The organism is Vibrio sp. L5-1 (assembly GCF_021728315.1).
Taxonomy (GTDB): Bacteria; Pseudomonadota; Gammaproteobacteria; order Enterobacterales; family Vibrionaceae; genus Vibrio; species Vibrio splendidus_K.
In genome coordinates this window covers 681,320-695,500 of sequence record NZ_JAKKCQ010000001.1, presented here as the reverse complement: position 1 = coordinate 695,500, position 14,181 = coordinate 681,320, and the positions used below count along the sequence as shown (strand labels likewise).

Genomic DNA, 14,181 nt, shown 5'->3' with positions numbered 1-14,181 from the left:
TTAACGTGTCGTGTGTAGGTTTTCTGTAAGACCTAGGCCATTGCGTAAGGCGAATTGAATCAGGTCATTGTGGCTGTTTAAATCGAGCAATCCAAGCATTCTGTATTTATGCGATTCTATCGTTCGAGAGCTAAGGTGGAGCTGTTCTGCACACTCTTTTGCACTAAACCCTTGAGCAATGAGAGCCAAAACCTTGGTTTGTTTTTTGGTGAGTAATAATAGTTTCTCACTATCATCTGCTAGCCGATTCTCATTTTGCTTTAGTGTCCTCGCTAGCGTTGAGTGCTGCCAATAACAGAGCCAAAGTTCACAGACTAACTTTAAGCGCTGGATGTCTTCGAGGTCGAAGGTGGTATCGTTGTCGTGAAAGTTAGTGAAAGACAATGCTCCCCAGCGTTGGTTAAACAGCTGCAAAGGAATGATGCAGTGCCATCTTCCCCCTTCTTTATAGATCTTCTTTAACACATAGTTTTTGGTTGAAACGAGTTCGTCACTGGTAAAGGTGAGATATGTTTCATTGGTTTTCAATAGCTTTAGGTAATCAAGGTAGTTACCGCCAACCAAACTTTTCTTATCGACAGGAGGTATGTTTGCTTTGGATACTGAACAAGTTTTCCCGTCTTCAAGTAAGACCATTGAATTCGGGTAAAGCGTTAAACGATCAATCCCGAACCAATCGAGTACGTCAAAGCTTGCTTCTGACCACGTTGTTTGAAAGTTTTTAGGATCGCTATTAATAAGAGAGGTTGATTGTTTCATTAATAGCTGTTCAAAGCTTAGGCTTAAAGCAGACACGTTTTTCCTTTCTCGATATATTCATTAGGTCAATACTCAGAAGATATTCGTTCGAGTGGCTCAGTGCAAGATAAGATTCTTATATATATCATAGGTTCTATTTTTAAGTTTTTTATAACTCTTAGTTCTAGATTGTCGAATGATAAGCAGTACATTTACTGCATTAATTGAACGGTGTTTTTTATAGGCTCAGGATTTTAATTCTGCCTAACAAACCCCGTGATGATTGAGAACATCCGGAATATGGATAACAGCACGGATATCGGGTTTACGCTCGGCTTGCGATTCTCAATATAAAAGCCATATCAACATATCATTATGTAATTTAATTCACCAAAGCTATAAAATTTTCAGTAAATTTACGGTATATCAATAACGTATTTTTTTGAACAATAGCGCCACTCCAAAAGGCCGGACTAACAAGGCCGAATTAATATATAGGTAGTGGTTATCATGAAAAAGACATTAGTAGCACTTGCGATTGCGAGCATTTCAAGTTCAGCTTTCGCAGTAAGCACAAGCAGCCAAAACAGCCAAAACGAAGACATGTTTGCATTCGATTCAATGCACAAAGATCAATTCTCAGTATCAGGCTCTTTCGGTGTTGGTGGTTACTACGACACTGGCTCTAAAGCGTTCTACGATGACTGGGCAACGGGTCTTACTCTTGCCGTAAACTACCGTAACAACCGTATTGTTGGTTATTTCGAAACTGATTTGATGGTGAACTACACGACAGACAACAACGTATCTGCGAACGACGCAGCAACAGCTGGTTGGACAAACGGTATCGATACTGGTCCAGCAACAGACGTAGACAAAGCATGGTTAGGTTTCGATACTGGCTACGGTATTGCTTCATTCGGTTGGGAAAACGACACAGCACTAGACAAAGTGGATGGCGCTGGCGATAACACTTACGAGTTTGGCGCTTCTGCTGGTGATGCATCTGACGGCTTCAATGTTGTTAAATTCCAAGGCGCAACAAACGGTATCGCTTATGGTATTTCTTACTTTGAAACAGGTGACGATCATAATGATGCGGATAAAGGCATTAACGGTTACATCGGTTTAGAGCAAGAGGTATTCAACCTATACGCAGGTTATGAAGCTCGTGATGACGATGCTGATTACGAAGTTTACACAGTGACAGGTAACGTTAAGGTTGGTGCTCTTAAACTAGGCATGAACTCTTGGATTGAAGAGAGTGATTCTGCTAAGAATACGGGTTACTACGTTTCAGGTGGCTACACAGTTTCTGAAGACCTAACAATCGCAGCAGGTTACGCGTCTAGCAGCAATGAATTAGATGGTCAATCTGACGTAGATTCTTCTTACATCAATATCGCTGCAATGTACCGTATTGCTGACAACGCTGACATGGGTATTGATATCAAGCAAGACTTAGACGGTTACCGTGTGGGTAAAACTAGCGCGCAATACGACGAAGAAACACACGTATTCGCAGCAGCTTACTACTATTTCTAAGAACTTAAGAACTTAAGAACTTAAGAACTTAAGAACTTAAGAACTTAAGAACTTCTAAGAAATTTGATGATAATGGTGTAATAGCTTGCCCGGTCTTTACACCATATTCTCTTCTTTACGCAGTTTAAATATCCACAGTTCGACATGTGGTATGCCACTCAGGTGTTACGAGTGGAATTATTATTTGGAGAAATGTAATGGTTAAAAACATTACTGCTAAGGGTAGTATTTACGGAAATGATACCCTGTTTACGTGTAAACCGAATCGTAATGGATTATTTGAATTGGCGCGCAAACATGGAAGAGTAGCAGGTACTCGCCCGCAAGATCTCAAGAACAAGGTTTATGCTGAATCTCTTGATGAAGCTTGGAATCTACTCAAAACAGAGAAGTTTTATATTGTTTTGACGGGGCAAGTGTTTGGCATTCATCGAAAATCATTGCGAAGTGTTGATTCTGTTGATGTTGAGTTTAATTGTGAAACTCGCTCGATATGTGTCACGGCATAGATCCAACGCTGAATATAAAAAGGACGATAAATTATCGTCCTTTTTTCGTTTGGTCTTTTGGTTCAACCTTGGTTATAGATGCTCAGCACCCGCTATCGGCCGTATTGCCCAACGATAAAGTGTTCAAACTCATCACACATCTGATGGTTTGACTTATCATTATTCGCCAACTCGGTGGCCCCATCAACGATCGATATCTTCGCATTCAAATCAGCGACTGGTGATCGTTCTCTTGTCGACAGCTGTTTGATTTTTTGCTCCTCAATAGCCCAAGCTTCTTCTGGCGATAAGTTGCACTCGTCAGCGAGGTATTTGGCATTAAAACCTCCCCCAGTCAGGCTTTCGATTGTCCCATTATGATTGACGCTATTGCCTTTGTGCCAGTAGTGCTTAGCTAACAAAGGGCCGATTTCTGGGTTATCCGTTAAGTAGCCAAACTTATCGGTGAAATATGCACGAGTTTGATACACAGCCATATGAGCCAGCAGGTAACCTTGATATGCGCAAGACGCTTCATCCGACAACAGATGTGGGATCGCCATCAATGGGCGAGGGCTACTCGCCAATCCAAGAATCATTTTCTCACTGCTACGAGCAAGATCGGTGATCTTTTCAGGTGTCAGATCTTCATCCGCCAATTCGTAAAGTGCTCGCTCGAAATACGGAACCACTAAAATGCTGCGTTCTTGATAAGCTCTGAAGGGTTGTTTGTTATCGATGATTGCTTTGATTAACTCATCAGGTACTGCTTGGCCATCTGCATTAAGCGCGTATTGTTTGAGCCAATCGGCGTCATTTAACAAGCTGTCACAGAACATGGATTGCGTTTCGGCATAAGCCATCGAGGTTGGTGCAAACTCTTGCGAGAAACACGGTGCGTTCATTTTAACGTTAGCAAAATGGGCCGCATGACCACCCTCGTGAAATAGTGTATTGATGCCATCATAACCGCTACCTACTTGATCGGGCTTTGCGTTGCTCGTGAAGTTAACTTGAGCCGCTACCCAAGTTTCTTGATCGTAGAAAGATGGGATAGGGCCATGGCAGAAACCATTAGGGTACTTACCTTTACGATCAAGCAGATCCAATTTTAATGTCGCTTGAGAGTATTCGATGTTTAGGCGACCAAAAGATTCAATCCAGCGTCGAAGTGACTTTGAGAACGGAACATAAGGATCAAGGTCATTCATAACGTCACCTGCAAAAGAGTAGGTAAAGTTATGGGCTTGAAGTGCATTCTCGCCTTTCTGTTCTGCCAAATTGGCTAGGCTTTGCTGATGGCTATCACGCGTGCGTGCTTCGAAGTCATCCAGTATCGTAAACAGTTGCTCTGTCGTCATCTGTTCGGTTTTCAGCACCGAGTAATCAAAGAAGGTTTTAAATCCCAGTGATTGAGCAAATTGGTTACGTTTTTTGATCAGCTCAATGAAGCCGTTAGCCAGCAGCCACTGTTCTAAATCTAATAGTGCTTGGTGTGCAGAAAATCTGACTTTTTCATTACCATTACTTCTAACTGCTGAACCTAAAACTGGCAGTGATCCTTCTGTTTCGTCGCCTGTTTCATTTACGTAAGTCATCACATGATTCTGTTTTTTCTCAAACAGTTCAGCCTCAAACTTTATGAGATCGGCTTTAAGCTTCTGTGACTGCTCAGACTCAATAGCGTGAGATCTAAAGGTCGCTAACCAACCATTCAAGCCTGTTAGCGTACTCTCTTTTTCTAGGGGATCTTGAATTTTATCGATAGCAGCTAGTTGCGTTTCGATAGCAGCAATTTGTTCGGTAGAGCTTAGAAATTCAGTCCATTGAGTCTGCGCGAGTGTCGAGCCATCGTGGTCGTCACTGATCCCCATATATGTATCCCAAAAGAAGTCTTCTTTCGCTTTATGAGTCGCAAGATACTTTTGATTCAATTGGTTGAGATAGTTCGTTGCAGTCATGACATTCCTTGAAAATTAACCAGTAATTTCAACATTATGACACATTCATTGAATGTATTTTGTGACGATAGGTATAACTGAATGCAAGTCACAACCTATCGGTTTACTTTACAGCGTATTAGTGATAATTAATTAACTGTTAATGATTTGTTGTTTGCTAGTATTAACTAAAGAGAGTGTGCTGATTTCTCCGGCTTTTTATTGAGTAAATTGATGTTCTCAAGGTCAGCGTTTTTGTAAGGAAGAGGTTTAGGATGGATCCTATTTTATATATCGAAGTTGGTGGTGTTGTGTGGCAAGTATTCCCTGATGGGACTTGGCTTCAATTACCAGCTACGCAGCCAAAAGTTGAAGGTGTGCAAGTCGTCAGCATTGAACCTCAGAATTTACAAGAGGCTCAGCCCCTAACCGAGCCACAAATAGCCGCAGTTGAACAACAGTTGGAAAAGGTGGTCACTGAACTCGTTAACAACATTGAAAGCGCACCTCAACAGCCTAACTCAGTGAATGATCAACCTAGTTCCAGTGCCTCTTTTATTGCTTATGTTCGTTCTACCTTAGATGAAACGCTCGCTGAGGCAGGTTTTGATACGCGTCCTACAGAATATGTCGAAGAAGATACAGCATCGAATGAAGGTAACCTTGATATTCTGTTACCTAGTGCACTATTAACCGTTGATATATTAGATGGCGGAGATGGTTACGAGAACCAGTTTGAAGTACCTGGTGTCACGATTACGGGTACGGCTGTGGATGTTCGAGACGGGCGTACCGTTGTTCTGACCATCACTGATGTTAACGGCAACACCGTTACCACTACTGCCGTGACTAGCAACGAAACTTATGTCGTCGACGGCGTCGATCTTTCTTCGCTCGCGGAAGGTGACCTTAAGGTCGACGCGATCATTGCTGATGACTTTGGAAATAGCATTACCGCTAACGATTCCACAATCAAAGACACATTAGCCAACATTGAGGTTGACTTCGATGGCTTTGGTGATGAGTTTTACAATCAATTCGAAATTTCCAACGGGGTTTTAGCCGGTACTGTTGCCAATGTTGAAGATGGCCAGACGATAAGCATTTCTATTACCGATAGCCAAGGTCTCACACAAGAATATACAACCACCGTTTCAGGCGACACTTGGACACTAGTCTCTCAAGATTATTCTAGCTTTGCCGAAGGTGAGCTCACTGTCGTTGCTAGTACCGTCGATATTGCAGGAAACCCTACCACGGCGACTGACACCATTGTTAAGGACACGTTGGCGAATATTACAGCGAGTGTTGATGATGGAGGTGATGGTGTCCTCAACAGTTTCGAAATTCAATCCGCTAAATTCTTTGGTACGGTACAGAACGTTGAAGACGGTCAAACGGTCAATATCCGTATTTCTGACAGTACAACGAATATCATTGTGCTGACGGCAACGGTCGTTAATGGTGCTTGGTCAGTTGAAGGCGTCGATCTAACAAGTTTTGCTGACGGTGGTATACAAATTGAGGCTGAAACGGTTGATGTTGCTGGTAACCCTGCTTTAGCGATAAATACTGCTGGGCAAATTGTTATTGATACCGTTTCCCCTGTGATTGATATTGATACGCTAGATGGTTTTAGCATTTTGGCATTTCGTAGTGGCCAACTTACAACCATGCAGGGTACAACCAATGTTGCAGAAGGTTTACCGGTTTACATTGAAGTAAACGACGGGACTCAGACACTGGTGTTCGAGGGAGTTGTTGATTCCGCAGGTAACTGGGTGGTGGAGAATATTGATATATCTACCTTAAATTCTTCTGCGGAATGGACGATCGACGCAAAAGTTTTCAATACAGTCGGCAACGAAGCCATCGATGACATGCCGACGATTATTCTTCCTGAATCAGTTGTGTTTTCGGAAAACATCATCGGTATTTTTGGAGACGAAACACAAACTTCTGATATTAGGATCGATTTTGCGGACTTCTCGTTTAGCGCAGATCAAACTATAGCTGAGTCGCTAACTTCTCAAGGCTTGTCGATAACGATTACCGTATCAGGTGACAAACAAAGCCTAACCGGAACAAGAAGCGATGGCGAAATTGTATTCGATGCTGCCATATCTGGCAGTAACGTAAATATCAACTTCTATAAGGCGATTGACCAAGAGGCTGGATTAGATTCAATTCAGACTGCTCTAGTTATTGAAGGTTTACAAACGGATGCGGACGGTACTACTGAGCTCGTTATAGGTCATCTACCTATTGTCATCAAAGATTCGGAGCCGTTAATTTTCGATGAGTCTTATGATGTGATAGAAGGTGAGGTCACGTCAGGAAATGTACTAAATAACGATATCGATCTTGATACTCAGCTAACCATAAAAAGTGTCGAAGTCGATGGCACGACCCAAACAATATCCGGTAGCACCCCTGTCTCATTTACTTTGGATGAAGGGGTTTTAACTGTTTTTTCAAATGGCCACTGGACGTTTATCGCCAACAGAAATTTGGATCACACCGTTGCTCAGAACATCACTTTCAACTACGTTGCAGGTGACAGCAGTACTGACTTTGGAAGTGGCACTGCAGTCATCGATATTTTTGATGGTGACGCAGGGTTAGTTGTTGATGGGACAACGACCAGCTCTGAAGGTGATGTGTCTGATGGAGTCCAAACCGTAGTCGGTCAGTTTACCGTTTCCGCTGGCTCAGATAATCCAGATCCTGCTTCGATTGTATTTAATGCTAATACTCTGGTGCAGCTAGACGCCTTGGGCTTGACGACTGGAGATGAAGAGTACCCTCTAACCTACACGTTAGTGAATGATGGTAAAACGATTACCGCGCAAGCAAATGGTGAAACGATATTCACGCTAACGTTGAGTGCAGCCGCTAGTGGTATTGATGTTCTAGCAGATGTCTCCCTAGTGTTAGAACAGCCTATAAACCACCTGATCAGTAACGACTCCATCACCCTGCCTCTTATTATTGATGGGGAAGATTTGGATGGTACTTCTTTAAAGCAAGGGCAGTTTGATTGGATTATCCAGGATGGAGTCGACCCGGTATTAACTTCCACTAGTAATGCGGCAGTGGATGAATCAGACCTTATTCACGGCAGTGTTTCTGATACTGGCACTTTCAACCTCAACGTCGGAAGTGATTTTGTTGAGTCTGTATTTTTTGATGTTGGAGATCAGCCGCAGTTATTTAGTGGGGGCGTGCAGATCATCTATGTGGTCTCTGCGGACGGAAATGAACTTACTGGTTATGTTGGCTCTGAAAGTGCTGAAAATAAAGCGTTCACCTTGAGTTTTACCTCTCCTTTAGGTGAGGCAGATACTGATGTCACTTATACCTTTGAGCTGTTTAAGGGACTTGACCAAGATAATATTACAGACGAACTACCTTTTGTTGTTACAGCCAGAGATGATGACAACGATGAAGCCAAATTAACCTTGAATGTGTCGGTGACTGATGGCGGTGAGCCAACGATTGGTTCTGGAACGGTTGAATTGAGTGAAGTCCCCGTTGCGGATAGCACACCGTCGGGAGTTGGCTCAACAGCAAACGTGAGCTTGGTAGTTACCGCTGGTAATGACCCTCTGGTTTTCTTAGGTTTGGATGTGACCACGGGCCAAGCTGTTCTTGATAGCGATGGTGTAGCGGTAACCAGCAATGGTGAAGCGCTGACTTGGCGCGATAACGGCAATGGTACTTTTGATGCTGTTCTTGGTAATGGTGATGCTGTCTTCAAAATCAAACTACCAGATGACTTTAGCCTTGAAGCCAATGGTTCAACAAACGTAGACGTAGTTATTGAGCTATACCAGTCAATTGATCATGGCTTGGGTTCTAAAGACACCGAACTGACGATTCCAGCTTCTATCGTCACTATTGACTCTGATGGTTCTCGAGATACGCAAGAATCAGACATTAAAATATACGATGGTAAGGACCCTGCATTCTCGATTGTAGGCAGCATATCTGTCGATGAAGATGGACTCATTGGTGACAACGAACAAACTGGCACAGAAGACCCAAGTCCATCGATAGCGATTATTCAGGGCTCAGACGATATCGTATCAGTTTCAGTTAATACCGATGCTTTTGACGCATTAGGCTATACCAGTGGTGGGCAAGCCATTTCATTGCAGGCAGTGAATGCTGATGGTTGGTATTACGCTCAAGATGCGTCGGGTAACGATATCTTCCGAATTCGTTTTAACAACGATGGCACAACAGAGTGCAACCTATATGCACCTCTTGATCATGCAAATGCTGATGGAGAGAATAATCTAGCCCTCAATTTCGAACTGACAGTCAACGATGCGGATGGAGACAGTTCTGATCCTGCCATTTATATAGTTAATGTCACGGATGCCATTCCAACTTCACGAAGCGGTTCTATTGAAATGGTTGAGGGTGATGACCTCAATGGGCAGTTCCTAACGGAAGAGTTCGCAGGTGCCGATGGAGCAACTATTGTAAGTTTCGATTATCGCGGTACTACCTACACCTTTGTGGATGCTGATACTCCAATAACCATTGATCTAATCAACGATTTTGACAGTGGTAGCGTATACGGCCAATTTACCCTTTCACCTGATGGTAGCTATCAACTAACCACGAATCCCAATGTAACGACCAATCCTGCCGATCCTAAGATCGTCGATGATATTGATTATTTGGTGCGAGATGCCGACGGCGATGAAGTGGTTAGTAACGCGGAGCTCATACTGGATGATAACGAAGGCTTTATTCGTTATGAAGATTCAGAAACCACAGAAGATAACGACGCCATTATTGTTGTGAGTGTTTCTACTGGAGACGTGGACCAAAGCGAAACCGTTACGGCTATCGAGTTCTCAGAAGCTTCTTTGCAAGGCGGTAGCCTGTATTTAGATGGCGTATTACTTCAAGTAGTTGATGGCAAGGTGACGCTTTCAGGTAATCAGTTAACGGCGATTGACAGTCAGTTTACCGGCCCGAATGGTCAGTTAACTTATCGACCTGCACTCCATGAATCGAATACGACCTCAACGGTTATTCTAGCGATCAATGCAATTATAAGTACTGACACGGTTCCAAAAGAGCTGACCGCAGATGTCTCTGTTTCTGTTTTACCGGTGGCCGATGCTCCAGATTGGTCAGATTCTGTATTTACCTACCAATCCGTAGAAGATGATGCAAATCCAATTAAATTAGATATCACCGCTCAGTTGGTTGACCAAGATACATCTGAAGAACTGTCTTACACCATTAGCGGCATTCCAGATGGGCTGAATATCACCTTGAACGGAAACGCGGTTAAAGAAGGCAAAGAGTACACCCAGACCCAAATCGACAAAATGGAAATCAGAGCTGATGAAAACCTTGCAGGTCGATTTGAGTTTGAGATTACTGCGATTGCAACCGAAGCGGGAAGCACCTTCGCTGACCCCGATGATAAAACGGCCGATATTGTTAATACTGTCGTTGTAGAGATCTCACCGGATGCTGATACTCCAATTTTATCTGTTAAAGATTACAAAGGTCTGGAAGATGAAAGCATCTTCCTCAAGAACGTAATCAATGGTGCGTTGACTGATACCGATGGTTCTGAGTCGTTAAGTTATCAAATTGAAGTACAAGACGGCTGGGCGATTCAAGGTGGATTGTTTGACTTAATTGGTCCTAATACTTATCTCGTTTCTGCTGAAGCGATAGAGAACGGCACCGCTTATCTAATACCAAAAGAAGACATCAGTTCCTTTACGGAAGACCTATTCATTAACGTGACTGCCGTTTCTTATGAATCGACAATTGACTCGTTAGACCCTGTTAATGTGACTGCGTTAAGCGATACTCAAACCATCAATATCTTCCTTAAAGGTGTCGTAGACGAACCTATCGTTGTGGATGGTGGAAATGCGCATTGGGAATATGACAGCGATACCAAAGTCATCAGCAATCAATCGGTTCTTAATGAAGATGGTTTGATTCGACTCGACTTTGTCGTCCAAACAACCGATGACGATGCTTCTGAAGAGATCAATATACTCCTGACCAATATTCCTGACGGCACCTTGCTGGTGGATTCACTGGGTGAGCCCGTGTCGCTAACCATCGCCTACATTGACGATGTAACAGGCCCTGTATTCCAGGTCTCTAACGCACAACTTAATGATTTGTATCTCAAGCCAGTGACTGATTTCAGTGGTGAGATGGAACTGACCGTTATTGCTATCTCGACAGAGCCTGATGGTGATTCGGGCGAATTCCCGATGACGTTGAAGGTAGAGTTAGCACCGATTGTCGATCAAGAAGATGGCCAAACGGTTAGTACTCAAGGTATTGAAGACAGCAAAATTGGATTGAACCTTGAGCCATCTGTGAATCAAGATGTTGATGGAAGTGAGTCTTTAACGGGGTATGTGATTGATAGCCTACCTGCTGATCTGACTCTTTATTTTGATGGCAGTGTTATTGCAGTGCCAGTTTCAGGGTTAGATTTAGAAAGTTTATTGGATTCTACGACGCCAACATTGTCCGAGCTTTTAAGTAGCGGAAGACTGTCAGTAACCGCTACTGAAGATTTGAGCGGTACATTTTCGATCCCAATTACCTACGAAGTTACCGACACTTCGCCGACAGGCTCGACTGATGTAAAAGATATCTCGGGATCAATCAGTGTCACCGTCGATGCGAGGGTTGAGTCAGATACTCGTTTAGAAAGCTCTGGTCAGCTATACATCAGTGATGACGGCTCTCCAGTCAACGTGTCTGATGCCGTTACTTTTGTTGACGCTGATATGGATGGCTCAGAATACTTAGATTATATCTTGATCGATGTGCCTGATGGTTATTCGTTGATTATCGATCACCCGAACGGAGCCGCTCAAGATATTTCAGGAAACTGGATTATCTCTGCGAACGGTCTTACGAGTGACTCTATCCAAGAGTTGGCGCAAGAAATCTTGAGCGGTATGACGATCTCCAGCCCAAGCGATACTCCCGTTTTAGATATTGTGGTTCGTGCTCGTGTGATTGATGGCGAAGATTCGAAGTATATTGATACTTCATTCCAAATTCAGATCACTGGCCATGACGGCGGTGGCGGTACTTGTGACCCTGTTGGCCCACCAAGTCCCATTCAACCGGGTGGTGATATTAAGACTAATGAAGGCGAAGATATCGATCTTACGGGCTTGCTCAATACCAATGTAGCCAGTGACCCAGATAACTCGATTTCTTTCTACATTCCTGCCGATTCGCTTCCTGAAGGCGTTGAGATTTCTGGAGATGGCGTTATTGCTGAATATGACGCGTCTGGCGAAGTAGTTGGTTACTCGATCACTGCCGATGGCCTCTCGAAATTGACGTTAACTGGATTGGACGAAGACTTCGCTGGGTGTATTGATTTCACGATAGAGACGATTGAAACCTCGCCGTGTAATGGTGAGACGGTAACGACAGCTCAAACTATTAGTATTCAAGTCTTGCCTGTTGTGGATGACATCACCGTTGCCACGGATTCGACAACGATTCAAGAAGACATCGCCACGGATCTTAATCTTGAGCTTGTTCTTGGAGATAGCGTTGAAGACGGGCAGTTAATCACGGGAGAGGGTAACAGTGCTACCGGTAAAGAGACAGTTAACTCTCTGACGATAACGGTATCAAATGGCGGCACGTTATCAGAGTATCCTGCTGATACTGGTTTGTTGGTCGACAATGGCAACGGTACGTGGACGGTAACCGATCCTAGCCGATTAAGTGATGTTTTGGTGACACCACCAGAACATTACAGTGGTGAGATTACGCTAACGGTGACGGCCAATATTACCGATGAAGCGGATTGTGTCGTTGAAACCGATACTCAAGACAAGACGACCGTGGTGACGATCACCGTTGAACCTGTTGCGGATGCGGCGAACTTGGTGACGGAGGATATAGTAGGCGACGAAGACAACTACATTTCACTGTCATCACTTAGCGCGGAGCTGATTGACCAAGATGGTTCTGAAAACATGTCGCTTTCATTGAAGGGCGTGCCTGAAGGCGCGGTTGTTGCTATAAAAGTAGGAGATAGCTACGAATTAGTTCCAAATAATGGCGTTGATGGCGGTAGTTTTGATGGGAATCCTACTTATGAGTGGCAGCTCGATCCAAGTCAGCTTGCTAATCTCGTTATCTTACCGCCGAGAGATTTTAGTGGAGACATGGATCTGGTTCTTGAAGCCATTACTCAGGAAATCGGCACAACAGATATTCGTTATACCGAATCTGAATTTACCGTTGGTGTAAACCCTATCGGCGATAAAGTTGAGTTCTTCGATTTACCTGAACAGCTCACTGGAAGTGAAGATGATGGCATCGTGATTCCTCTTGATGCCAACAGCTTTGAAACCAACAGTGATGAATTTTTGGTGATAACGGTGACGGTAAACGCCACGTCAGATCTTTCAGGTTTAGTTGGGCTAGATCGAATTCGAATTGGATCAGAAACCAGCTCTTTCACTAGTGTTGGTGGCATCATACAGGCGACGATCCTCGTTAAAGCAAGCTCTGTTGATGAGCTCGAATTCTTTGCGGGCGACGCGTTTGGTAACCTTGATATTACGATTACAGGCCGAACGGTTGATCAAAATACGGTACTCGGTGAGTTAGTGGTCGATACGGGTGACCCAAGTTCACAAGATATGACGCTTATCATCACACCAGAGCCTGATGCTCCGTTATTGAGTGTTGAATACTCTTCGATTGTGGCTGAAGCGAGTGGCACGATTCCGCTTAACTTAGATCTCTCTCTTGTTAACCCTGCCGATTCCGAAGTGGGCTTTATTACTATCTACGATATACCTGCGGGTTTGACGTTCTCACACGGCTCGATGGTTGACGGTCAGTATGTGGTGGATTTAGCGGATGTATCGAGTTTGGCTATTACTGGCGGTTATGATGGTGTTGAACCATTTGAACTCACCATCGAACCTTCTGCTGAAATAGGTAATAACCAAGCGGTAGGATTACCTCAAACGGTATCGGTTGAGTTTGTTGCTGAAGGGAATTCTACGATTACCGCGACAGATGATAACGATCTGCTGATTGGCGGTACGGGCTCTGATAATTTTGTGTTCGCCTCTTCAGGCTTAGGGAGTGCAGAAGCCCCGAGCTACGATGTAGTTCAAGATTTTGATGCGTCTCCAGACACTGATGCAATTGACCTCTCGGGCATTTTAGGAAGCCTAGGGCTTAATACTGGGCTAGGGGCAACACAATATCTAGATTTAGAAGAATCTGGTGAAGGTGTGACCATTTCTATTAAACCTAATGGAGACGAAGACGTTCAACAAAACATCTTATTAGCCGATGTCACGTACGACGATCTGTATCAAGGCGACAGTAGCAGTGCATTAGAAGCACAAATTTTACAAAAAATGATAGAAGACAATAATTTAACGCTGTAAGTTAGAGGTACAGTCTAT

5 protein-coding genes and 1 pseudogene are annotated in these 14,181 nt (G+C 43.7%); 4 read left to right on the top strand and 2 right to left on the bottom strand.

Going from position 1 to position 14,181, the window contains the following annotated elements; all coding sequences use genetic code 11:
• Positions 1-795 carry a LuxR C-terminal-related transcriptional regulator gene (locus tag L3V35_RS02860; protein ID WP_237298306.1) on the bottom strand — a complete coding sequence of 265 codons (795 nt, stop codon included), beginning with the start codon at positions 793-795 and terminating at the stop codon, positions 1-3.
• 219 nt (positions 796-1,014) lie between these two features.
• Here L3V35_RS02860 and L3V35_RS02855 point away from each other — a divergent pair.
• The 3 genes and pseudogenes from L3V35_RS02855 to L3V35_RS02845 form a co-directional block, all read left to right on the top strand.
• Positions 1,015-1,092, top strand: a pseudogene (locus tag L3V35_RS02855) (DUF3187 family protein); the annotation flags it as partial.
• Between the two features lie 156 nt (positions 1,093-1,248).
• Positions 1,249-2,283, top strand: coding sequence for a porin (locus L3V35_RS02850; protein WP_054545742.1), 1,035 nt, complete (start codon positions 1,249-1,251; stop codon positions 2,281-2,283).
• A 197-nt stretch (positions 2,284-2,480) separates the two neighbouring features.
• A complete protein-coding gene (locus L3V35_RS02845) occupies positions 2,481-2,792 on the top strand; it encodes a hypothetical protein (protein WP_029222415.1) in 312 nt (103 codons plus the stop codon).
• Between the two features lie 92 nt (positions 2,793-2,884).
• Here the strand turns inward: L3V35_RS02845 and L3V35_RS02840 are convergent, their stop codons facing one another.
• Positions 2,885-4,732, bottom strand: a complete 1,848-nt coding sequence (locus L3V35_RS02840) for a M3 family metallopeptidase (RefSeq protein WP_237298304.1) — start codon at positions 4,730-4,732, stop codon at positions 2,885-2,887.
• A 254-nt stretch (positions 4,733-4,986) separates the two neighbouring features.
• Here L3V35_RS02840 and L3V35_RS02835 point away from each other — a divergent pair, with 254 nt between their 5' ends.
• On the top strand, positions 4,987-14,163 hold the full coding sequence (locus L3V35_RS02835; RefSeq protein WP_237298302.1) for an RTX toxin: 9,177 nt from the start codon (positions 4,987-4,989) through the stop codon (positions 14,161-14,163).
• The last annotated feature ends 18 nt before the right edge of the window (positions 14,164-14,181 follow it).

Excerpts from the sequence above, each read along its gene's own strand:
- L3V35_RS02845 (WP_029222415.1), top strand. The coding sequence starts at position 2,481 with ATGGTTAAAAACATTACTGCTAAGGGTAGTATTTACGGAAATGATACC.
- L3V35_RS02850 (WP_054545742.1), top strand. The coding sequence starts at position 1,249 with ATGAAAAAGACATTAGTAGCACTTGCGATTGCGAGCATTTCAAGTTCA.
- L3V35_RS02835 (WP_237298302.1), top strand. The coding sequence starts at position 4,987 with ATGGATCCTATTTTATATATCGAAGTTGGTGGTGTTGTGTGGCAAGTA.
- L3V35_RS02840 (WP_237298304.1), bottom strand. The coding sequence starts at position 4,732 with ATGACTGCAACGAACTATCTCAACCAATTGAATCAAAAGTATCTTGCG.